Genomic DNA, 20,330 nt, shown 5'->3' on the forward strand with positions numbered 1-20,330 from the left:
CATGAACGCTCGTCCTGTCCTGGCGGCGCGCCAGCACCCCGTGGTGCACGTCTCAAACCTCGTGCGCTCCTTTGGCCACGGCCCCAACATTCTCAACGGTCTCGATCTGGCCATCCGGTCCGGCGAGTTCGTGGCGCTGCTCGGCCGCTCCGGCTCGGGTAAGTCGACGCTCCTGCGGACCCTGGCGGGTCTCGACGAGGCTCCGGCCGGCACCGTCACAGTGCCGGCAGAGCGGGCCGTGGTGTTCCAGGAGCCGCGCCTCATCCCATGGAAGAGGGTGTGGGCCAATGTGGCGCTGGGCTTGCGCACACCTGACGCCCGCGAGCGTGCCATTGCCGCCCTCTCCGAAGTGGGCCTGAGCCACCGGCTCGAGGCCTGGCCGCTGACCTTGTCCGGCGGCGAGGCTCAACGCGCCGCGCTCGCCCGGGCGCTGGTTCGGGAGCCCAAACTGCTGCTGCTCGATGAGCCGTTTGTGGCCCTGGATGCGCTCACCCGGCTCAAGACCCAAGGCCTGGTTGCCTCGCTCTGGCGCGCCCACCGGCCGGCCGTTCTCCTCGTAACCCATGACGTGGACGAGGCGCTGCTGCTCGCCGACCGGGTGCTGGTGCTGGACCAGGGCCGGATCGGCTTCGATCTCCACGTCAATCTGGAGCGCCCACGCCGTCATGCACAGCCGGCCTTCTCGAGCCTGCGGTCGCGCCTCCTGCGCGAACTCGGCGTCGAAGACGAGGGCCCGAATGAACCGGGTGCAGAGACGACCGCCCCCGTCAGGACCCGAGCACCCGCAGCCTCTGCCAGGCGGCTGGACGATGCCGTCTGGGCTGCCTCAGCCGATGCCCTCGCCCGATCGTAGAACCAGGAGACCACCATGAGCAGGGACGTCGAGTTCATTGGCTTTGTCGGCACGCATTACGAGTCGGAAGCCCATCCCGCCGAGGGACCGGTTATCGACCGCGACTACATTCGCGCCCTGGCCCAGGCACAGGAATATGGCGGCTTCGACCGCTTCCTTGTCGCGTTCCACTCGACCTCGCCTGAAAGCCAGCACATTGCGGCCTATGCCGCCTCGGTTACCGAGCGCATCAACCTGATGATCGCGCATCGGCCTGGGTTTACGGCGCCGACGGTGGCCGCCCGCCAGTTGGCGACCCTCGATCATCTCACCAGCGGCCGTGTCGGGGTTCACATCATCACCGGCGGCAATGACCAGGAACTCCGGCAGGACGGCGACTTCCTCACCAAGGACGAGCGTTATGCCCGCACGAGCGAATATCTCGATGTGGTGAAAGCGTCCTGGACCAGCGAGACGCCGTTTGACTATGCCGGGCAATATTACCGTTTCGAGGGCGCCTTCTCGACCGTGAAGCCGATCCAGAAGCCGCACCTGCCGGTGTACTTCGGCGGCTCGTCCGAGGCGGCCATCGAGGTCGCCGGCAAGCATGCGGATGTCTATGCCCTCTGGGGCGAGACGCATGCTCAGGTGCGTGAGACCATCGCCCGCGTCCGCGCGGCCGCAGCCCGGCACGGGCGCGAGCGCCACGTGCGCTTCAGTCTCTCCTTCCGGCCGATCCTCGCCGAGACGGAGGACCGCGCCTGGGCCCGGGCGGAAGCGCTACTCGAGCGCATCAAAGCGGTGCGTACGGCCAAGGGGCTGGGCGCGGCTGCACTGGCACCGAACGAAGGGGCACGCCGGCTGCTCGCGGCAGCGGCCCAGGGCGATCGGCTCGACAAGCGCCTGTATACCGCCATTGCGGCCGTCACCGGTGCACAGGGCAACTCCACCGCCCTGGTTGGCACGGCCGAGCAGGTCGCCGACGCGCTGCTCGACTACTACGATCTTGGCGTCACCACTTTCCTCATCCGGGGCTTCGAGCCCCTGGAGGACGCTGTCCAGTACGGCCGTGAACTGATCCCGGCCTTCCGCCGACTGCTCAACGCGCGGTCGAGCCAGCGCGCCGTGGCGGCTGAATAGAGGAGACTTTCCATGAAACGCATATCCGTTCTGGCTGCCGCGGCCGCTCTTGCCCTGTCGTGGGGGCCTGTCTGGGCCGAGACCGTTCTGAAGGTGGGCGATCAGCGCGGAGGCTCCCGCGCTCTCATGGAAGCCGCCGGCGTGCTCAAGGACCTACCCTACAGGCTCGAATGGAGCGAGTTTCCGGCTGCGGCCCCCTTGCTGGAGGCCCTGAACGCCGAGGCCATCGACACCGGGATCGTGGGTGATGCCCCCTTCACCTTTGCGGCGGCCTCTGGCGCTCCGATCAAGGCGATCCTGGCCACCCGGTCGGACCAAGGGGGGCTCGCCGTTCTGGTGCGCCCCGACTCTCCCGTGAAGACCTTTGCCGATCTCAAAGGCAAGCGCATCGGCACCGGCCGCGGCTCAATCGGCCATCAGCTCGTACTGGCAGCCCTTGAGGATGCCGGACTCGGTAAGACAGACGTGAGTTTGAGTTTCCTTCTGCCGGCGGAAGCCAAAGCCGCGCTGACTAGCGGCAGCCTGGATGCCTGGTCGACCTGGGAGCCGTACACCTCACAGCTGGTGCTCTCAGGCGAAGCCCGCATCGTGCGTGACGGGCAGGGCATCACACCAGGTCTGGGATTCCAGGCCGCGCACGTCGAGGCGATCCGCACCAAACGACGCGAACTTGAGGATTTCGTGCGCCGCCTTGCCAAGGCGCGGGTGTGGGAGGCAGCCAACCGCGATGCCTATGCCGGAACCTGGGCGAAGCTCATCGGCTTGCCGAAGGAGATCCCACTGCGCTGGTTCTCCGGAGCGAATGCCCGTCCGGTGCCGATCGATGCCGAGGTCGCGGCGGCCGAGCAGCGGACCATCAACCTCTATGTTCGTAATGGCCTAATCCCAAAGCCTCTCAAGGCTGCCGATGTTCTCGACCCGTCATTCAATGCGGCGGTGCTCAGCGGAACTCAGGAAGCCGCGGCGCAGTAGAGGCGGCCCCAAACTCGCATTCGCCATACGACCTTCCATCAACCCCAGCCTGGAATCAGGGGCTGGTGCTTGCCTCCCCATCAAACTTTCGAGTCAAAGCCCCCATGAGCGCACATCATCACCACGAGCATGACGAGCACTCCCACCATGAGCACGAGCACTGGAAGCACGAGGGCGTCCGCGTGATCAAGGGCGACCAGCTCGACGCCAACACCGCCCAGACACCTGGGATGTTCCGTCAGGCGGCCATCAATCATGCCCGGGTGGGGGCCCAGAAGATCTGGGCGGGCACGGTATCGATCCAGCCGAACGCCAAGACCGGCGTTCATCATCATGGCGAGCTGGAGAGCGTGATCTACGTTGTGCGCGGCAGGGCCCGCATGCGCTGGGGCGATCACCTCGAGTATGTGGCCGAGGCCGGGCCGGGGGATTTCATCTATGTGCCGCCATTCGTGCCGCATCAGGAGATCAACGCCAGCCCGGACGAGCCGCTGGAGTGTGTGCTCGTGCGCTCGGACAACGAAGCGGTGGTGGTGAACGTCACCGATGTGGATCCGGTCGAGCAGCCAGAGGAAGTGTACTGGGTCGATCCCATTCACAAGCATCCGTAGCGACCAACCGCCGGTCAGTGACAGTGCCTGAACTCAATCCACTGGTCTGTCCCAACGCTGACTCAAGACACGCCAGCCGCCTTGTGCACTCCCGTTAATTGGATCCAGTATGAAACGATACCTTGTCCCCGCGCTCGTTCTCGCAGCTTTGTCCTCTTCCGAAGCATGGGCCCATACCGGTCATGGCGTGGCCACCGGCTTTACATCCGGGTTTGCCCATCCCCTCAGTGGGCTCGATCATGTGCTGGCCATGACCGCAGTTGGTCTCTGGGCCGGAAGTCTCGGCCAGCGGGCGATCATTGGACTGCCGGCCAGCTTCCTGGCCGCCATGGCGCTCGGCTTCTGGGCTGCCCTGATCGGATCCGAGCTCCCGATGATCGAGCTTGGGATCACCGTATCGGTTCTGGGGCTGGGGCTTGCCGTGCTGCTCAACCTGCAACCGTCCCGCATTCTCGCCGCCGGCGCCTGCGGGATCTTCGGGATTTTCCATGGCTATGCGCACGGTGCTGAGATCGCACCAGCCGTGAGCGCTGTCGACTATGGGGTCGGGTTCCTTCTTGCCAGCGCACTCCTTCTCGGCTGCGGGCTTGGGCTGCAAAGCGCTGTCCGGAGGGTTCCGGCCATGAGCCGAATCCTTGGGGGTGGCGTTGCTCTGGCCGGAGCGGCTCTGTTCCTCGTTTGAGTGCAGACGAGAATGCCCCGGCTGTCGAAAAGGTTGCCTCATAACGCGCCGCCGAATGGGTGGCCTATCCGGCGATCGTCCCACCCTCCCTCACTGCGGCTCGCTCCGACGCTCCGATGACGACGCCCTTTCACGAGACTAGACAGGAAACGCCTCTCAATGACAAAGCAGATCCGGCTCAATGCCTTCGACATGAACTGTGTCGGCCATATCCAGCACGGCATGTGGGCTCACCCGCGCGATCGGTCGACAGCGTACAACACGCTCGAGTACTGGCAGGATCTCGCCCGCACAGCCGAACGCGGCAAGTTCGACGGGATTTTTCTCGCTGACATCGTCGGGGTTTATGACGTCTACAAGGGCAACCCTGATCCATCGATTGCCCATGCGGTTCAGGTGCCGGTCAATGATCCCCTCCTGGTTGTGCCGGCCATGGCGGCCGTCACGACGCACATCGGCTTCGGCGTGACGTGCAATCTCACCTATGAACCGCCCTATCTTTTCGCCCGCCGCATGTCGACGCTCGATCATCTCACACACGGGCGAATCGGCTGGAATATCGTCACCGGCTATCTTGACAGCGCCGCACGCGGGATGGGCTTGGCCAAGCAGGCGAAGCACGATGATCGCTACGAGACGGCCGAAGAGTACATGGAGGTCGTCTACAAGTTGTGGGAAGGCAGCTGGGAGGACGACGCGGTTCTGCGCGATCGCGAGCGCGGGATCTATGCCGACCCAAGCAAGGTGCATCGGATTCAGCATGCAGGCCGGTACTACCGGGTGGATGCCATTCATCTTGCGGAGCCGTCGCCGCAGCGCACGCCGGTTCTCTATCAGGCCGGCGCGTCCTCCCGAGGCAAGGACTTTGCCGCCAGGCATGCCGAATGCGTGTTCCTGGCCGGTCCAACGAAGGAAAACACCCGCGCGACAGTCGCGGATCTCAGGCGGCGGGCGGCGGAGCAGGGGCGGGATCCCGCTGATATTCTGGCTTTTCTCGGCCGCGCCGTGGTCGTCGGGCGGACCCGCAAGGAAGCCGAGGAGAAGGTCGAGGAGTACCATCGCTACGCCAGCATCGAAGGGGCGCTGTCGCATTTCTCCAGCATCACGGGTGTGGACTTCTCCCGCTATGACCCTGACGAACCGCTCCGCCACGAGGAGAACGATGCCACGAACTCCATCCTGAGGGCCTTCACCGTCGACAGCCGCGAGACATGGACGCTGCGCAAGATCTTCGGGGAGAAAGGCCTCGGCAGCCGCAACGAGCCGCTCGTGGGCTCGGCCGAGGAGATCGCCGACGAGTTGCAGAGTTGGGTCGAGGACACCGACATCGACGGATTCAATCTGAGCCGGGTGGTGATGCCCGAAGGATTGGAAGACTTCGTCGATCTGGTGGTGCCGCTTCTGCAGGAGAGGCGCGTGTACAAGCGCGACTACGAAGAAGGCACCCTGCGCGAAAAGCTCTTTGGCCGCGGACGCGCGCGCCTCGCCACAAGTCATCCCGGCGCATCGTTCCGCGCGATCGGGTCCGCAGCTGCTTCGTCCCGGACCATGTCCCCAGCCGCCGAATAGGGCAGCTTGTTGCCCGTCAACCTCCGATCAGAGGACGTCCCCATGACCTCAGTGTTCACCCGATCGTGCTCCATCTCCCGTCGAAGCCTCAGTGGCCTTCTTGCAGGTATCGTCGGCCTCGTGCTCCTGGTATCGGATCCCGGCGCCGCGTTGGCCAAGCCCTTGAAGGTTGGCACGAGTGGCGGGCCGGTGGCCGACATCATGAACTTTGCCGCTGAGCGGGCCCGGCAGCAGGGGATCGATGTTCAGGTGGTGGAGTTTTCCGACTGGGTGACACCGAATGAAGCGCTGGCGAACGGCGAAATCGACACCAACCTGTTCCAGCACCTTCCCTTCCTCAATGCCGCCATCAAGGGGCGTGGATACAAGCTTGCGCCGATTGCCCCGACTTACGTGATGCCGGTGGGCCTGTTTTCGAACAAAGTTACGAGCTTCGACCAGGTGCCTGATCGTGCAGTCGTGGCCATTGCCAATGACCCGGTGAATGGCGCGCGAGGCCTGCAACTGCTGCAGAAGGCCGGCCTTATCACCCTCAAGCCAGGTGCGGGCGATGCCGCGACTGTCCTGGACATCGTCTCCAACGCCAAGAACCTGCGCTTCCGGGAGTTGGAGGCCGCGCAATTGCCCCGAGCCCTTGATGATGTCGTCCTGGGCCAGGTCAGCATCAGCTATCTGTTGCTGTCGGGTGGCAATCCTGAGAAGGCCCTGATTGCCGACGGGTTTGGCGATGCCCACTACGCCCTGCAGTTCGTTGTGCGAGAGGACCGGAAGGATGACCCGCAGATCGCAAAGTTCATCGCGATCTATCGCTCGCCCGAGGTCAAGGACTACATCGCCAAGAAATATGGGAAGTTCTTTGTGCCAGTCTGGTAACGGATGGAGCACGAGAGCGGCGGCGAGGGCCTGCGGGATCAGGTGGCGATCATCGTCGGAAAGCCTGATCTCTCGAAGCCCGTGATCGTGCGGCTCCATTCCGCCTGCCTGACGGGGGACCTGTTCGGCAGCCTCAAATGCGATTGTGGCGATCAATTGCGCGAAACCGTGCGGTTCATGGCCGAGAACGAAGGCGGCGTCCTGCTTTATCTCGATCAGGAGGGGCGGAAACGGCATCGCCAACAAGATCCGGGCCTACAAGCTTCAGTCCCAGGGCTACGATATCTACGAAGTCCTTGGCTTCGCGGGCTGTTAAAGCGCGAACGCCCCAACTGAAGTCTCTTCCAAACTCCAGTCAGGGCGTGTGCGATGCCGGGTGCAACAGCGCACCGACATCCTATCCTGCCCCTGGTCAGCGTCAACGATGGTCGAAGCAGGTGCTGATCTGGCGAGAAATCCACCGCAAGATCCTGTGAACTCTTTCCAGATGGGATATTGAGGAGACAGCCCTCTGGTGATTTCAATCTAGGGTGCAAGCCCGTTGCTGATCGAGTGACTGCTCGGTTCATCGTTCATCAGAAGGATCTCACCCATGGCGAAATCTGCAACCACGACCACCGCCAAGAAGGCGCCGACTCGCAAAGCCGCCGCGTCGCAATCAATCCCGGCCCAATCGGCAAAAGCTGCCAGCACAGCAGCCAAGAAGCCAGCGAAGGCCGCGGCTCCTAAGACGGTTAAAGCAGCGAAGAAGTCCGGCGGCACCTCGGCGAGCCCGATTCTGACCCTGCGGCACATTGCCGAGCAACTGTCGGAAGCGCATGAACTGCCCAAGCGTCAGGCGAACGAGATGCTCACCCAGGTGATCGAGATGATCGCCAAGAGCCTGAAGAAAGGCGACAAGATCCGCCTGACCGGCCTCGGCATCCTGCAGGTCCGCAAGCGCGCCGCCCGCATGGGCCGCAACCCACAGACCGGCGAGCCGATCAAGATCAAGGCTTCGAAGAAGATCGCCTTCCGCGCCGCCAAGGAGCTCAAGGAAGCGATCTGACCAGCCATACAGCGGCAGGAGCCAGTCCCGCATTCCCGGTCTCGGTATAGGGTCCGATGCACGCGAGGACTCGACTTCGGCAGATCCATGGCTTCCACAGCTCTTCGGCTGTGGATTTCACGATCAGACGTTGGAAACAATGTCGTCGGGCCTCAGAGACCAGGCCACAGGACTACGGCTCTTCCGTGTAGCATGCGGAAGGATCATCCGCATTCTATGCAGCAGTAATGGGCACGGCACTGCGCACTCTCGCCGTTCGCTGTGACCCTGATGATACAGCCAAAGCCGTGACGATTTGACAAGATCGGCGTGCGTGGGCCTGTAGCTCAATGGTTAGAGCCGGCCGCTCATAACGGTCTGGTTGGGGGTTCAAGTCCCTCCAGGCCCACCACAGACCAGCCCATGCCGGCACAATATCTAATACCCCGACCATGACCGATCCGTATCCCCGTCCAGACACTGAACTCGTGGAGCACAACGGCTACCAGATCCGCTTCAGCCCGAGCGGCCTGGAGTGGCTGGCCTTCGCGGCGCTGCCGAAGCAGCGCCCGACCCTGATCCTGGCACCGGGCCGTGACGCGGCCCTCGCCAAGGCGTATGAGTGGATTGATCGGCAGCCGGCCTCTGAAAAGCACCCCCAAGTGACTTACCGCCTGATTCAGCTGGCGCCCGGCGCCTATGATCTGCTCCTACATGGGGAAGTGGTCGGCAGCGCCGTGCGCAGCGGCTCGCGCCAACCCTATACCCGGACGGCCGAACTGCTGGAGGACCTGCCACGGAGCCGGGGCCTTCGCCGTTCCGGGAGATCGAGCCCGCCTTCCCGTCCCTCGATCTTCGACGCAGTGATTATGACCCTTTGGCGAGTAGCTCGGGCGAGGCGGTTTTTGGATAGGCGCAGCCCATTTTAGCACGAGCAGTCTCCTCGTCACGGCAGCTCGCCCGCACCCCGCTTCTTGGCGAGACAGCTCCTACAAGCCTTGCTAAAGCGGCATCGTGCGCAGGCTGGATCCGACCCGCTGCCAAAGAGGAAAATGAGATGTCCGACTGTTTGCACTGTGAGATCAACCAACTCGTGCAGGAGCGCTTCGAGCGCGGCGACACCGACCTGGTCGAGATGGCCTCCATGGTAGTCGAGAGCCTCGCCGACCTGATCCTGCTCGCGCCCGCCAGCGACCGGTCCAACTTGATGGCGCATGCGCTCGCGGCCTTTGGGCAGATCGTCCTGGAAAAAGGTGGTGCACTCGAAGGCGGCTCCAACGCCACGCATTAGGGGACAGCCTTGCCGTCGGGTCCTCGTTCAGCCCCGCCCGGCTCCTCGCCCCAGGGAATGCCTGCTCCGATTGGCCCCTGCTCAGGCTTCCTAGAACATCCCGATGCTCATCCCTGCCGCGAGGGCTGCCCCAACCTCTTCGCAGCCCTTCAGGTCGTCTGGGCCAATAACCTTAGGCGCTAAGATCGCTTCCGGGGTCTGGGCGTGGGTGCAGACGATCAGCGGATCCGCAATGGCTTTGAGCCGCCATCCGGTCGCGATGCGCTCCACTTGCCGCGCCGAGTTGTGGCCGTCGCTGCCAGCGCAGATCAGCGTCGCGTAGGGGTGCCCGCTGATACGATCAAGCGCCAGAGAGTAGGTCCGGTCGAAGAAGTCCTTCATCAGGCCGGCCATGGCGGCCAGGTTCTCGGGCGTGCCAAAGAGATAGCCGTCCGCCTCGAGGAGGTCGGCGGCCTGAGCATCCGGTGCCGGAAGCAGACGCACGCGAACGGTCGGCTCCAAAGCTGCGCCCCGGGCCGCAGCCTCGACCATCTGACGGGTGCCTCCGGTCATCGACTGATACACGATCAAAAGGGTTCTCATCGTGCCTGGACGTAATGGGTTAGCCATCTTAACGGTCTGGTAACCGTTCTGGGCGCCGAATAGGTTCGCTGATCGGGGGCATGGCCGTTGCCGCCCCAGTTCGTTCCGGCCCCGTTCCGGTTTGCCGCTACTTGAATCCGTCTGTGCTTGCGTGGGTGCCGTGCCTCCTCACGGTCTCTCCTGAAAGATGCCAGCGATGAAGAAGCCAAGGCCAAAGCATTCTAAGGCAAAGACAAAGCCCAGGCAGGGCAGGGTCCTGGTCGTGACCTCCGGCAAGGGCGGTGTCGGCAAGACCACCTCGACGGCAGCCTTGGGCGCGGCCCTGGCTCAGGACGGCCAGAAGGTTGTTCTGGTCGACTTCGATGTTGGGCTGCGCAATCTCGATCTCGTCATGGGGGCCGAGCGCCGGGTGGTCTTCGATCTCATCAACGTCATCAAAGGCGAGGCCAAGCTCGCGCAGGCTCTCATCCGCGACAAGCGCCTCGAGAATCTCTATCTGCTTCCGGCCTCGCAGAGCCGCGACAAGGACAGCCTGACCGAAGACGGCGTCGCCCGCATCATGGCCGAGCTGCGGGCGCTGTTCGACTGGGTTATCTGCGACAGCCCGGCCGGGATCGAGAAAGGCGCGACCCTGGCCATGCGGCATGCCGATGTGGCCGTGGTCGTCGTGAACCCGGAGGTATCGTCGATCCGCGATGCGGATCGCATCATCGGCATGCTCGATGCGAAGACCGCACGCGCCGAGACCGGACAGCGCATCGAGAAGCAGTTGCTCCTCACCCGTTACGATCCTGTTCAGGCCCGGCGTGGGGAGATCATGACGGTGGAGACCGTGTTGGAGATCCTATCCCTTCCGCTGCTCGGCATCATTCCGGAGAGCGGGGACGTGCTGCGCTCGTCGAATGTTGGAGCGCCGGTGACCTTGGGCCACCCCGGCGGCGCACCGGCTCAGGCCTATCGTGACGCAGCGCGCCGGCTGAAGGGTGGGGCGGTCGAGATCATCACACGAAAGGACAAGCCCGGCCTGTGGCATAGGCTGTTCACCCGGCGCGCTGCGTAGACGGACGCCGATGCAGAATTGCTTCTGGACTGAACTCTCTAAGAGTTTGGATGAACAACAGCGTGCGTCCTCGAACTTGAACTCGGGCAAGCAAGCCCTTAGGTCATCGTTATTCAAGCTCATAATCAGCATCTGTGATGAAGCGAAAACCAAAACCTTTTTCTGTTGAGATCAAGAAGTCCCGCGTTCATGGACAGCGTCACCAACTCGCACCAAGGCGTCTGTTCGCGCTGACGCCGGCTCAAGCCCCAATGATCGTCCAGAAAGAAGAGCCGCAAGCGATCGCTCAGCCAGCGGCTGCGCCACGCATCCTGCCCAGCATCCTTGAGCCGGTGTGGAGCAGCTCTGAAGTCGTCGAGCCTATCTGGCGCGAGAGTTCTGCAATATCACCTGTTCCTGAGGATTCAGTTCACGAGCCTGAGAGCACAAAGACAAAGCCACGAAAGCCCCGGAAGAAGACCTCGAAGATCGTCGAACTGATGACGGTAGCCGAGTCAGAGACACCATCGGAGACGCTAGGGGATGAAGCTCCACCCATGAATCGACCGCGATGGGCGGATCAGCGTAGGTTCTCCAGGCGTCAGGCCGCCGCGGCTCAACTGCCGCGCCAGGAGCGCTGGAAACGGCGCCTTCCCGCCGCAGCTTGGTAAGAAGCCTTACAACACAAGACGTTCCCGTCCTCGGCCGCTCGGAGTCAGGTTCCATAATCTTTGTTTCAGACGTTTCGCAAATTTGCATCAAACGAGGAGTAGGTATTCTCTCCTTCTAACAACCATCAGAGTTTGCACACAGCTGAGCGTGAGATCATCACTGGTGATGCCTCAAAATCTGCTTACATAGTGAGCGGTCCAATCAACCTTCTTGTATGAAGATCTCTTCGGCTAATTTTGCGAGATGTCTCCGCCCCTCAGGTGGATCACATCCTCCAAATCCTTCCTGCGCTGCATTGCCCGGCGCTCAGAGCTCGCCTGGTTCTTGGTGCACACCAGCGTGTAGGGCCGACCGCGACGATCAGTGGTAAAGTCCACATCACAGTGAGCCCGCTCGATCGTTTGCTCAACATGATAGCGATCTGCTTCGACGGCTTTGAAGGCCCATGCCTTGCGCTCAGGATCGGCAAGGAAGCGGCTCAACTCCGCACAGTGGCGGCATTGACAGGGGAGCACACTGGCCCGGCTCCAGTCCCGCGGCGGCGCCAATGGCTCGGCAATCCGGGCGCGCAGGTGTGCAAGACAGGCATCACGCAGCCGCTGGACCGCCGACTCTTGGACAATCCTCGACCGGGCCAGGTCCCGCATGGCTGGGACAAGAACGGTGTCCAAGCTATAGGTCTGGGGCCACGTCAGCATGTAATCTGCTGTGTGCTCGGCCAGTCGCGCATCAATCCGGCCGAGAGCCTCTAGAAGATCAATGACGAGACGGGGGGTCACGCTCCGATCCTGCCACCACGGCCTCTCAGCCGATGCGTGCTGCGGATCACCTGGCAAGGCTTCGACCAAAGCCGTCGCGGCCCCTCTGAGGTCACCCTCGCGGCCATGCCCCCCTGAGGCCGCCAGCCGGGCGAGCAGATCTCCGCAGGCCGTCAGGGAGGTCGCCGCATTCCCAGCGATGATCTGCCGGGTCAGGGCTGCGGCTCGCCGGGGCGGCAGGAGACCGAGTGCCTGCACGATGGCATCATTGTCGCCCGCGGCGTAGAAGCCGTCGCCGATCGCGAGGGTCGCCAGAAATGCCTCAAGGCGGGTCTTATCCCTGAGTTGGATCAAGAGGCTCAGCATCCGGGTGGCGTCGGTGGGAGCCTTCTCCCGCGATGGGTATCTCTCCTGCCCGTCCCACGAGGAGATCATATGGCCGGCGAGTTCATGTGCCTCACGCCACAGGGGTGACATGTGATCCTCACCGCCGCTCGACCAGCGCTCGGTCAGGTCGGCCAGATAGGGGAGGGTGACCGCCACGCCGGCCTGACACAAAACGGCGAAGAGGCGCTGGCGCGGCCAGAGCACGAGAGCCGCCCGGTGGTAGGTTCGCTCGAAGGAGGCACCCTCGTTGCCAGTCGCCTCATGAAAGTGCTCCTCGTCAGGCTCCAGGTCGTCGAGCGCATCAGGCGGGCAGAGTTCATCCTCTCCGACGGGAATTTCGCCCAGCGCCGAGGGCTGTCCATCGGGCCGCCGCCATGTCGATAGAGCAATGGAGCGGTCGAGGACCTCAATCTCCTCGAATTCGTCTTCGTCCGGCTCCGACCAGCGGCGGTACGAGGAGCCGTAACCTGTGTACTCGGCACTGCCGCTCTCCTGGACCGAGATCAGCGCCAGGTGGAGATCGCAATCGGCCATCTGAGCCGCGGCCATGAGAACCGCCGCCGCGGCCGCATCGGCGCCTTTCAGTGCCTCGAACCCGAGCTCAGCGGACGTATAGGCATGCTCGAGTGGAAAGATGAGCTTGTCTGGCGCGTCAGTGGTTGAACGGCTCAGATCAGCGCCCCAGGCCTGCAGGAGTGCCGCAATCCGGGCCCGTTGGCCGACATAGCTGGGAGGCTCGGGCGGCCGCCCCGGCCCAGAACGCAGCAGGTTGTAGATCAGAACCAGCCGAACCCCCGACGTGACGGGCAGGACCTCGTGCACGCAATCGGCATAGAAGGCGGCAAACGCCACCTCCGATGGATCAGGGGAGCGGAGGTCGAGCCGAACCTCACGGTCCTTATGGCGGACCAGGAGTTCACCGCCGGTCGAGGTCGAGGGCAGCACCACCACCAGCGTGGCGAACATCCCAGGTGCCTTCTCGGTATCACGGTGGCTCGCGAAGAAGCTGCCTTCATCGTAGATCAGCAGCTTGTAGAGCTCGGCCTGCACAGGCTCGGCGACCCCAAGGCCGTCACACACGCGGGCCAGAATCGTCCCCAGCGTCCGCGCCCAGCCCCGGCCCTGGATCCGAACCTGATCCGGGCCGATCTGCCAGGTTCGACGAACCGCGGTGTCGACCCGGGTCTGCTCTCCCCGTCCGTAGGGCGCCCGCTCGGCTGCTGCGATGAGCTGCTTGGCTTGGATCGGGAGAAGCGGCAGCGCGATTGGACCGATGCCTTCCACCTCCAACTGCGGCGCAAGGAACCCAATCGTGCCGGAGGCGAAGAAATCGCCGGGGCGACGAACTGTGGCTAGCACTGCAGCCAGTTCGCTCGTGAGGGAGGCCATTGATGCAGTCCCTTTTGCACGCGGCGCCATGAGGCTGAGCATACAGCGTGCTGTGCTCAACCACCAAGGCAACGGCCGCGGACTCCTTGTCGAAATGTCTGATGCAGCGGCAGATCGGCGAGACCGGACCGTCTTGGGCTTGAGGCCAGCGCTTAAGTGGAAACCTATTCTGGCGTTCTGACTTGCCTTGCTCATCCTCCGCCCTGTACGACAGACAGGTGCCCGCAATCCCTGCCACTCCTGGGGGTTCATGACCGTTCGTCGTCGCTTTCTCCTTGCCCCGTCCTTCGCCCGCCTGATCCGGCGCGAGAGGGGCGGGCCACGCCACGTCGAGGGCTTCTTCCCTCAACAGCCGGAGCGGTCCGCCTGGGTGCGCCTCGAGGAGGACAGGGGCCTGCTAGTCCTCACCACGGCCAGCCCTGACGGCGAGGTCGAGGACGAGACCGAAATCCCAGGGGCCCAGGCCCAGGCGCTGCTCGCGGCCTGCGCCGGCGCGGTCGACTACACCCGGACTATCCTGCCGCTCGGGGACAGGCATGTCCTGGTCGATGAGATCCCCCGGCCCGGTGTCCTGCACCTCGTCACCGTGGCGTTTGCCACCGAGGCGGAGGCGAGGGGGTTTGGTCCACCTGAGTGGTTCGGCCCTGAGGTGACAGGAGATCCGCGCTATACCCATCGGTCCATCGCCCTGCGAGGGCTCGATAAGGTTCCGGAGATCCCGCTGTCCGATGCCGCACTCAACCGCCTGATCGATGCTCTGGACACTCGCGTCCCCGCCCCGGCGCAGACCCGCGGGGACGCCGTCGGAGTCAATCTCGACGAGATTGAGGAAGCCATGCTGCGCGACATGGCGAGGATACGCCCGAAGGGCACACCTGCGTAAGGGCCGCTGGGAGATGCCCGATGCCCGCTCACCCATCCGGCACCACCTGGTGCTCTATCGGCGTGCGTCGGAGCAGGGCAGGGCGCGGTTCTTCAGCCTGATGATCGAGCGCGATCTGTTCGGCACGATCCGCCTGGTGCGCCACTGGGGTTTCGTGGGCGCGAAAGGCCAGGAACAGGTCGAGATCTTCCCCGATGAGACCGAAGCCGCTCAGGCGCTGGAGGCGTGGGCGACAGCCCAGCGGTACAGGGGCTATACGGACCTGTGAGCGCGCATCGTTGGCTCTTGTTCGAAACGTATGGCAAATCGGAAGGCACATGATCGTGCGAAACCACGGCTCGCACGACGCCGTCGTGCTCGGCCCGCAGGTGAGCAATGCCGATGCCGGCTTGCGAACAGGCCTGCCGGAGTTTTCCAGGAAGACCGGATCGCTTGACCAGAGCCTCGGCGCGCTCGCACTCTCGTTTGGGCGTGTTGTCCTCGTCAGCAAAGCGCCCGGAAGGGATGCGCTCCTCGCATTGAACCCGCCGCTTCCGAGCCTATGAATATGGGCCACGTAGGGGGTACGATGGGCCAACGTCAGAACAATCCTCTTAGGCCTCGTTGGAAGCGTCGGGAGCAGGCGATGTTCAGCGCATCGGACTTTCGAAAATACGGTTTGCGACAGGACGAGCGTTCGGTCGGTGAGAGGCCCCCGGGGCGCCGACAAGTTGCAGTGGTGCTCAGGCGCCGACTGGCCCTGATCTGGAATGGACCATGGCTCATCCTGTCCCGTTTTGCTGGGCTGTCAGATCGTCCATGAGACCGGTCGCTTTCGCCATCGGCCTCATCCTTGCCACTTGTTCTTGGGCTCCCCAGGCGAACGCGCAAAGCTGCCCTCAGCACTTCTTCAGCGGGGTCGCGCCGCAGCTGCTCAACCCGAAGCTCGCGCCCAAGACCCGGCAGATCTGCTATGCCGAATTCGCGCTACTGCACTCTGGCCTGACGCGGACCCCACTCTGGGTGGCCGAGCATCTCACCCCTGAGCGCGTCGCCGGCGCTCGGGAGTTGAACCGGGTCAACAACTTCCATCCGGATTCCAACCTGCCGACCAGCGAGCGGGCTGACCTCTCCGACTATGCCCGCAGCGGCTACGATCGCGGCCACATGGCCCCCTCCGGAGACATGGCCACGCCGCAGGGCATGGCGGAGTCGTTCTCCCTGGCCAATATGGTGCCGCAGGACCGGGACAATAACCGCAATCTCTGGGAACGCATCGAACGGGCTGTCCGGCAGTACTCCGAGCGGCACGAGATCTATGTGGTGACAGGGCCGATCTTCCAGGGGGAGAACGTCCAGAGCCTCAAGGGGCGCGTTCTGGTTCCCACGCATCTGGCCAAAGCCGTCTATGACCCGCAGCAGAATGCCGGGGCGGCCTATCTGGTGCCGAACCAGGCCGGAGATGACTATAGGATCATCTCGCTTGCCGACTTGCAGCAGCTGACGGGCATCGACGTTTTTCCGCAAATGGCGGCATCCGTGAAGCAGACCGCCATGGAGCTGCCCGCACCGCAGCTGCGCCGCTCTCGGCGCAGTGCCGGCCCAGCTCCCAGATCACCTTCCAGCCAAGAGCAGCCGACACCAAGCCCGGGAACCCAAAATGGTGATTTCCTCGGTGAGATCCTCGATGCCATTGATAATTTCGGACGCCGCCCATGACGAAGTTTCAGCCCTTTGCAGACGACAGCGCCTCGCTCAGGATCAATGATCTGACCGTGGAGAACGGTACAGACAAAGTCTCAATCTACGGCTCCTTAGATCTCACCAGGGACAAAGAGGGGCTTCAGAAAGCCCGTGCGTTGAAGGGGCTGGCGGATGCCGTCGTGAAGGCATTGTCCCAAGACAAAGACCTGCCAGACAAGGTCCAGCCGGACGAGGCGACGCAGCAGGTCAAGAATCCATTTGCCTAGGCATAATTTCCGACCGAACATGCTCCTGAAGCTCGGGGGTAAGGAAGGTCCGGGTAATCGGGGGCAAGATCATGCGGACGTTCGCAGTGGTTGTACTCGCGGCCGTGGTCGCCAGCGGGATCGGTTTATCGGCAGAGGCGAGCAGCCAGCGGGCCAAGGAATGGCTGATGGCCCGGGGTGGGACCTGCAAGTCGGTGAGTACCTGTGAAGAGGCGGTCGAGCTCTGGTGCGGCGGCTACAGCCGAGCAGACGGCGACGGTGACGGGATCCCGTGTGAGAATGTCTGCCGCTCCAAGTCTCAGGTTGATGCGATCAAGCAGCGGGTCGGCTGCTGATCCTCGGCAGCGTCCTACTTCGGCCAGAGCGCACTCCAGCCCGTCGTGGACAAGCTGAGGCTAACGGTGTCAACGATGAGGGGCACACACCGTAGAGTGGTACGTGGATGACGTCGTTGACATGACGAAAGATCCTACAGCTAGTTCCATAATGTTTGTTATCAGCCACAGGACTTGTAGGCGCAAAGTCAAAACGGCACTGTTTGCAGGGCGCTGGCTGAACTGATCGGACGCAATGTGAGAAGAGGACTTTATCAGACGTCTCCTATAAGGTACGCATCCGAGGAAGACCGCAGGATCAGGCCTCGCGCGTCGATGGGATCGTGGCTAACGTTGGTGCAGGTTTAAGGGGCGGCTTTTTGTGATGCGACGGTCCTGCGAGCCTCGATGATGTACTTGAGGTTCTCGATGCCATCCTCGGTGAAGAGGACAATGTGCTCTGTCAATTCGGAGGCTGGGTAGGTGTCGTAGGCACTGAGGCGGCCGTCTTCCGGGAACATCTCGATGGAGCACTCGTGCAGGAAGTCCTCGTCTTCACCGAGCATGTCAGCCACGTATTTCAGCGTGTACAGCGTTGAGTTGCGATATCCCACTCGTCGGTCCCTTTTCTGTCACGCGGCCAACTGAGAAGCCGGGTTCTCGGCCAGCCGTCGACTTTTCCATTCCCAGGGAAGCAATTCGTGCAGGCGGGCGACAGGAAGATCGGCGATCCGGGCCAGCACGTCGGCGAGCCAGGCTTTTGGATCGACATCGTTGAGACGACAGGTCGTGATGAGGGTGAGCATGACGGCGGCACGATCCGCCCCGCGCTGGGAACCGGCGAAGGTCCAGTTGCGGCGCCCTACGGCGATCCCTCTCAAGGCCCGTTCGGCGACATTGTTCGTCAGACAAGCCCGGCCATCCTCCAGGAAGCGGGCAAAGCCATCCCAGCGCTTCAGCATGTAGTCGATGGCGCCGATCACCTCGGACGATCGGGTGAGCGTGGCACGCTCCCGCTTCAGCCACTCGTGCATGTCATCAAACAGCGGCTTGCTTTTCTCCTGCCGCACCGCCAGTCGTTCCGCGGCGCTCAAGCCGTTGATCTGACGCTCGACGTCAAACAGCGCGTCGAACCGCTTGACGGCCTCCAACGCGATCGGGGAGATCGGCTTGCCGTTTCTTTTGCGATCCCGAGCCCTTTTCTCGATATCGGCCAGTTCAAAGAATTTCCGTCGCGCATGCGCGTGGCAGAAGGCAAAGGTAATCGGCACTGTTTTCTGTTCGGCAACACTGATCGGCTCGAAGCCATTGTAACAGTCACTCTGCAGAATGCCGCCATACCCGGCCAGGTGTTTCTGCGGATGTTCGCCGCGGCGGTCACCTGAGGCGTAGTAGACCGCGGCTGGCGGCGCAGGCCCCCACCAAACGGCTGGTCGTCCCGCACGTAAGTCCAGATCCGTCCGGTCGTGCACTTGCTTTTGGCTCGGATAGGGATGGTCGTATCGTCGCCGTGAAGGCGCTTGGCCGCAAAGACATGCTTCTCGATCAGATCGAAGACCGGCCTGAGAGCGGAGGTTCCAAACCCAACCTGATCGGCCAGTGTCGAGGTCGACAACGCGATGCCTTCGCATGTAAACCGGGCGCTCTGGCGATTGAGCGGACTGTGCATGCCAAACTTGTCGAAGAGGATCGTCGCCAGCAGATGAGGGCCGATGAAGCCGCGCGGCGTGGCATGGAACGGCGCCGGCGGCTGGCTGATCGCCTCACAGTCCCGGCAGCTGAACTTTTCCCGCACCGTCTCGATCACCTTGAACCGACGCGGGATCTCCTCCAGCGTCTCGGTGATGTCCTCGCCCAGTTTCGCCAGGCGCGAGCCACCGCAGCAGGCACAGGTCGCCGGGGGATCAAGCACCACGCGTTCGCGCTCGATATCCTCCGGCCAGGGCTTTCGGACTGGCCGCCTGCGCACAAAAGAGCGCCCGTTTGAGTTCCTGGCGGCGGCCTGTGCCGCAACCTCATCCTCGGTCGCGGCCATCACCAGTTCTTCGAGTTGCAATTCCAGCTGGTCGATCAGCCGCGCCGCGCGCTCGGAGCGCTGGCCGCGCAGTTCGCGCTTCAGCTTTTCGATCGCCAGTTCCAGACGGGCGATCAGGGCCTCGCTGTCGGACAACAGGGCTTGGGCCTTGGCGGCTTGCGCCACAGCCCTGTCCCTCTCGGCGACAACGACATCCCGTTCAGCCTGCAACACCTCACGCTCGGACAGCAGCGCCAGATAGGCGCTTGCAAGGTCTTCTGGACGATCGTCAGGCTTTGAAGGCATGACACCATTCGATCAGAATTTCCCTGTCTTTTCAATCAAATAATGCTACCCGACCCGTGTCGGACGCCAGGTTTCCTGAGGGGCACGCCAGTCGATTCCGGACAGCAAATAAGACAGCTGCGCCGGCGAGATTGTCACCACGCCATCGGCGGCTGACGGCCAGATGAACCGGCCGCGCTCGAGGCGCTTCGTAAACAGGCATGCCCCCTGGGAATCGTGCCAAATCACTTTGATCAGATCGCCTCTGCGGCCCCGGAAGCAAAATAAATGACCACTGAGCGGGTCATGTTTTAAGACTTCCTGCACCTGCAGGGCCAACGATGGAAAGCCCCGTCTCATATCGGTATAGCCCGTCGCCAGCCAGACCCGAACGCCGGTTGGGATGGGGATCATCGCAGCGCCTCGAGGCCCCGGATGATCCGCAGCAGCGCATCGACGTCGACATCCCGGTCGACGATCACATGCCGCCCGTTCGCGGTGACAACGTCCATCCGACCGAGGCCGCGTGGGGGATGCTGGACCGGCGTCGTCGGCACGGAAGGCTCCAAGGGCGTGCGAGCGTCCGGAACGACCAGGGCGGGCACAAACCCCTCCCAGGAACCAGCGCCAAGCCGTCCTTCTCTGTGAGCCTTGCGCCAGCTGTTCAATTGAAAGCGGGTGATCCCGTGCCGGCGCGCCGTGGCCGAGACCTGCTTTGGCCCGCGATAGCTCTCGGCCACAATCGCAAGCTTTGCTTCATCGCTGAACCGGCGACGACGGCCAGTGTCGACCACATCCAGGCGGCTGACCGGCCCACGATCCCTGATAATGTCCATGGCTACAACACCGTCCATATCGACGTCGATAGAGCCAGTGGTCTTCCATGTGCCTCAATCCCACAAGGCGGCCCTGCCCGGATGCGTACCCTATAAGTGAGCACAGGTTTGTTGTACAATCCTGTGCTCACTTTCTTCGATCGCCTTGGACGTAGCCCCAACCTTTTGGTTGCCGCCGATTGAATACTGCAAGGGTGTGAGCCCAAAGCAATCAAAAGAAATGTT

23 protein-coding genes, 1 tRNA gene and 1 pseudogene are annotated in these 20,330 nt (G+C 63.1%); 19 read left to right on the forward strand and 6 right to left on the reverse strand.

What is annotated here, in order from left to right:
* The first annotated feature begins 1 nt into the window (after position 1).
* The 12 genes and pseudogenes from RE429_RS29570 to RE429_RS29625 all read left to right on the forward strand — a co-directional run bounded on the left by RE429_RS29570 (position 2) and on the right by RE429_RS29625 (position 8,997).
* Positions 2-853 (forward strand): ABC transporter ATP-binding protein, encoded by an 852-nt coding sequence (locus RE429_RS29570; protein WP_414476378.1) that lies wholly within the window; start codon positions 2-4, stop codon positions 851-853.
* A gap of 15 nt (positions 854-868) precedes the next feature.
* Entirely contained in the window at positions 869-1,972 is a 1,104-nt protein-coding gene (locus RE429_RS29575; RefSeq protein ID WP_414476379.1) for an LLM class flavin-dependent oxidoreductase, read from the forward strand.
* A gap of 12 nt (positions 1,973-1,984) precedes the next feature.
* Complete coding sequence (locus tag RE429_RS29580) at positions 1,985-2,944, forward strand: ABC transporter substrate-binding protein (protein ID WP_414476380.1); 960 nt, start codon at positions 1,985-1,987, stop codon at positions 2,942-2,944.
* A gap of 104 nt (positions 2,945-3,048) precedes the next feature.
* Entirely contained in the window at positions 3,049-3,555 is a 507-nt protein-coding gene (locus RE429_RS29585) for a cupin domain-containing protein (protein ID WP_414476381.1), read from the forward strand.
* Between the two features lie 109 nt (positions 3,556-3,664).
* Positions 3,665-4,237 carry a HupE/UreJ family protein gene (locus RE429_RS29590; RefSeq protein WP_414476382.1) on the forward strand — a complete coding sequence of 191 codons (573 nt, stop codon included), beginning with the start codon at positions 3,665-3,667 and terminating at the stop codon, positions 4,235-4,237.
* A 159-nt stretch (positions 4,238-4,396) separates the two neighbouring features.
* Positions 4,397-5,806, forward strand: coding sequence for an LLM class flavin-dependent oxidoreductase (locus tag RE429_RS29595; RefSeq protein WP_414476383.1), 1,410 nt, complete (start codon positions 4,397-4,399; stop codon positions 5,804-5,806).
* Between the two features lie 42 nt (positions 5,807-5,848).
* Entirely contained in the window at positions 5,849-6,679 is an 831-nt protein-coding gene (locus RE429_RS29600; protein WP_414476384.1) for a MetQ/NlpA family ABC transporter substrate-binding protein, read from the forward strand.
* An 18-nt stretch (positions 6,680-6,697) separates the two neighbouring features.
* Positions 6,698-6,983, forward strand: a pseudogene (locus RE429_RS29605) (GTP cyclohydrolase); the annotation flags it as partial.
* 288 nt (positions 6,984-7,271) lie between these two features.
* On the forward strand, positions 7,272-7,727 hold the full coding sequence (locus RE429_RS29610; RefSeq protein WP_414476385.1) for an HU family DNA-binding protein: 456 nt from the start codon (positions 7,272-7,274) through the stop codon (positions 7,725-7,727).
* A 315-nt stretch (positions 7,728-8,042) separates the two neighbouring features.
* Positions 8,043-8,118, forward strand: a tRNA-Ile gene (locus tag RE429_RS29615).
* A gap of 40 nt (positions 8,119-8,158) precedes the next feature.
* On the forward strand, positions 8,159-8,635 hold the full coding sequence (locus RE429_RS29620; RefSeq protein WP_414476386.1) for a hypothetical protein: 477 nt from the start codon (positions 8,159-8,161) through the stop codon (positions 8,633-8,635).
* Between the two features lie 128 nt (positions 8,636-8,763).
* Positions 8,764-8,997 carry a hypothetical protein gene (locus RE429_RS29625; RefSeq protein ID WP_414476387.1) on the forward strand — a complete coding sequence of 78 codons (234 nt, stop codon included), beginning with the start codon at positions 8,764-8,766 and terminating at the stop codon, positions 8,995-8,997.
* A 90-nt stretch (positions 8,998-9,087) separates the two neighbouring features.
* Here RE429_RS29625 and RE429_RS29630 read toward each other — a convergent pair whose 3' ends face one another.
* The gene (locus RE429_RS29630; RefSeq protein ID WP_414476389.1) at positions 9,088-9,579 is read right to left on the reverse strand and encodes a flavodoxin family protein; all 492 of its coding nucleotides are present in this window, start codon (positions 9,577-9,579) and stop codon (positions 9,088-9,090) included.
* 196 nt (positions 9,580-9,775) lie between these two features.
* On the opposite strand from RE429_RS29630, the gene minD reads away from it, so the two are divergent.
* The gene (gene minD, locus RE429_RS29635) at positions 9,776-10,639 is read left to right on the forward strand and encodes a septum site-determining protein MinD (RefSeq protein ID WP_414476390.1); all 864 of its coding nucleotides are present in this window, start codon (positions 9,776-9,778) and stop codon (positions 10,637-10,639) included.
* Between the two features lie 881 nt (positions 10,640-11,520).
* On the opposite strand, the gene RE429_RS29640 is transcribed toward minD, so the two are convergent.
* Positions 11,521-13,824, reverse strand: a complete 2,304-nt coding sequence (locus RE429_RS29640; protein WP_414476391.1) for a 2OG-Fe(II) oxygenase — start codon at positions 13,822-13,824, stop codon at positions 11,521-11,523.
* Between the two features lie 250 nt (positions 13,825-14,074).
* Here RE429_RS29640 and RE429_RS29645 point away from each other — a divergent pair, with 250 nt between their 5' ends.
* From RE429_RS29645 to RE429_RS29670, 6 genes are all read left to right on the forward strand, one after another.
* Complete coding sequence (locus tag RE429_RS29645) at positions 14,075-14,707, forward strand: hypothetical protein (RefSeq protein ID WP_414476392.1); 633 nt, start codon at positions 14,075-14,077, stop codon at positions 14,705-14,707.
* Between the two features lie 13 nt (positions 14,708-14,720).
* Positions 14,721-14,975, forward strand: a complete 255-nt coding sequence (locus tag RE429_RS29650; RefSeq protein WP_414476393.1) for a WGR domain-containing protein — start codon at positions 14,721-14,723, stop codon at positions 14,973-14,975.
* A gap of 49 nt (positions 14,976-15,024) precedes the next feature.
* Positions 15,025-15,252: a hypothetical protein gene (locus RE429_RS29655; protein WP_414476395.1), complete on the forward strand. Its 228-nt coding sequence runs from the start codon at positions 15,025-15,027 to the stop codon at positions 15,250-15,252.
* 253 nt (positions 15,253-15,505) lie between these two features.
* Positions 15,506-16,405, forward strand: a complete 900-nt coding sequence (locus RE429_RS29660) for a DNA/RNA non-specific endonuclease (RefSeq protein ID WP_414476396.1) — start codon at positions 15,506-15,508, stop codon at positions 16,403-16,405.
* Positions 16,402-16,656, forward strand: coding sequence for a hypothetical protein (locus RE429_RS29665; RefSeq protein ID WP_414476398.1), 255 nt, complete (start codon positions 16,402-16,404; stop codon positions 16,654-16,656). Before RE429_RS29660 ends, RE429_RS29665 begins: the two co-directional genes overlap by 4 nt.
* A gap of 71 nt (positions 16,657-16,727) precedes the next feature.
* Positions 16,728-16,991 (forward strand): excalibur calcium-binding domain-containing protein, encoded by a 264-nt coding sequence (locus RE429_RS29670; protein WP_414476400.1) that lies wholly within the window; start codon positions 16,728-16,730, stop codon positions 16,989-16,991.
* 344 nt (positions 16,992-17,335) lie between these two features.
* Here RE429_RS29670 and RE429_RS29675 read toward each other — a convergent pair whose 3' ends face one another.
* The 4 genes from RE429_RS29675 to tnpA all read right to left on the reverse strand — a co-directional run bounded on the left by RE429_RS29675 (position 17,336) and on the right by tnpA (position 20,105).
* The gene (locus RE429_RS29675; RefSeq protein ID WP_414476102.1) at positions 17,336-17,584 is read right to left on the reverse strand and encodes a hypothetical protein; all 249 of its coding nucleotides are present in this window, start codon (positions 17,582-17,584) and stop codon (positions 17,336-17,338) included.
* An 18-nt stretch (positions 17,585-17,602) separates the two neighbouring features.
* A protein-coding gene (tnpC, locus tag RE429_RS29680; RefSeq protein ID WP_414476101.1) for an IS66 family transposase occupies positions 17,603-19,290 on the reverse strand; the annotation gives its coding sequence in 2 pieces (ribosomal slippage) (positions 17,603-18,388 and positions 18,391-19,290; 1,686 coding nt in all).
* Positions 19,291-19,335: 45 nt separating this feature from the next.
* Positions 19,336-19,683, reverse strand: a complete 348-nt coding sequence (tnpB, locus tag RE429_RS29685; protein WP_414470660.1) for an IS66 family insertion sequence element accessory protein TnpB — start codon at positions 19,681-19,683, stop codon at positions 19,336-19,338.
* Positions 19,680-20,105, reverse strand: a complete 426-nt coding sequence (tnpA, locus tag RE429_RS29690) for an IS66-like element accessory protein TnpA (RefSeq protein ID WP_414476486.1) — start codon at positions 20,103-20,105, stop codon at positions 19,680-19,682. Before tnpA ends, tnpB begins: the two co-directional genes overlap by 4 nt.
* Positions 20,106-20,330: the final 225 nt, after the last annotated feature.

The organism is Microvirga sp. M2 (assembly GCF_047497095.1).
Lineage (GTDB): Bacteria > Pseudomonadota > Alphaproteobacteria > Rhizobiales > Beijerinckiaceae > Microvirga.

What these genes read in the sequence shown, in the direction of transcription:
- RE429_RS29570 (WP_414476378.1), top strand. Translation starts at nt 2, where the DNA reads ATGAACGCTCGTCCTGTCCTGGCGGCGCGCCAGCACCCCGTGGTGCAC.
- RE429_RS29575 (WP_414476379.1), top strand. Translation starts at nt 869, where the DNA reads ATGAGCAGGGACGTCGAGTTCATTGGCTTTGTCGGCACGCATTACGAG.
- RE429_RS29580 (WP_414476380.1), top strand. Translation starts at nt 1,985, where the DNA reads ATGAAACGCATATCCGTTCTGGCTGCCGCGGCCGCTCTTGCCCTGTCG.
- RE429_RS29585 (WP_414476381.1), top strand. Translation starts at nt 3,049, where the DNA reads ATGAGCGCACATCATCACCACGAGCATGACGAGCACTCCCACCATGAG.
- RE429_RS29590 (WP_414476382.1), top strand. Translation starts at nt 3,665, where the DNA reads ATGAAACGATACCTTGTCCCCGCGCTCGTTCTCGCAGCTTTGTCCTCT.
- RE429_RS29595 (WP_414476383.1), top strand. Translation starts at nt 4,397, where the DNA reads ATGACAAAGCAGATCCGGCTCAATGCCTTCGACATGAACTGTGTCGGC.
- RE429_RS29600 (WP_414476384.1), top strand. Translation starts at nt 5,849, where the DNA reads ATGACCTCAGTGTTCACCCGATCGTGCTCCATCTCCCGTCGAAGCCTC.
- RE429_RS29610 (WP_414476385.1), top strand. Translation starts at nt 7,272, where the DNA reads ATGGCGAAATCTGCAACCACGACCACCGCCAAGAAGGCGCCGACTCGC.
- RE429_RS29620 (WP_414476386.1), top strand. Translation starts at nt 8,159, where the DNA reads ATGACCGATCCGTATCCCCGTCCAGACACTGAACTCGTGGAGCACAAC.
- RE429_RS29625 (WP_414476387.1), top strand. Translation starts at nt 8,764, where the DNA reads ATGTCCGACTGTTTGCACTGTGAGATCAACCAACTCGTGCAGGAGCGC.
- RE429_RS29630 (WP_414476389.1), bottom strand. Translation starts at nt 9,579, where the DNA reads ATGAGAACCCTTTTGATCGTGTATCAGTCGATGACCGGAGGCACCCGT.
- minD (WP_414476390.1), top strand. Translation starts at nt 9,776, where the DNA reads ATGAAGAAGCCAAGGCCAAAGCATTCTAAGGCAAAGACAAAGCCCAGG.
- RE429_RS29640 (WP_414476391.1), bottom strand. Translation starts at nt 13,824, where the DNA reads ATGGCCTCCCTCACGAGCGAACTGGCTGCAGTGCTAGCCACAGTTCGT.
- RE429_RS29645 (WP_414476392.1), top strand. Translation starts at nt 14,075, where the DNA reads ATGACCGTTCGTCGTCGCTTTCTCCTTGCCCCGTCCTTCGCCCGCCTG.
- RE429_RS29650 (WP_414476393.1), top strand. Translation starts at nt 14,721, where the DNA reads ATGCCCGATGCCCGCTCACCCATCCGGCACCACCTGGTGCTCTATCGG.
- RE429_RS29655 (WP_414476395.1), top strand. Translation starts at nt 15,025, where the DNA reads ATGATCGTGCGAAACCACGGCTCGCACGACGCCGTCGTGCTCGGCCCG.
- RE429_RS29660 (WP_414476396.1), top strand. Translation starts at nt 15,506, where the DNA reads ATGAGACCGGTCGCTTTCGCCATCGGCCTCATCCTTGCCACTTGTTCT.
- RE429_RS29665 (WP_414476398.1), top strand. Translation starts at nt 16,402, where the DNA reads ATGACGAAGTTTCAGCCCTTTGCAGACGACAGCGCCTCGCTCAGGATC.
- RE429_RS29670 (WP_414476400.1), top strand. Translation starts at nt 16,728, where the DNA reads ATGCGGACGTTCGCAGTGGTTGTACTCGCGGCCGTGGTCGCCAGCGGG.
- tnpB (WP_414470660.1), bottom strand. Translation starts at nt 19,683, where the DNA reads ATGATCCCCATCCCAACCGGCGTTCGGGTCTGGCTGGCGACGGGCTAT.
- tnpA (WP_414476486.1), bottom strand. Translation starts at nt 20,105, where the DNA reads ATGGACATTATCAGGGATCGTGGGCCGGTCAGCCGCCTGGATGTGGTC.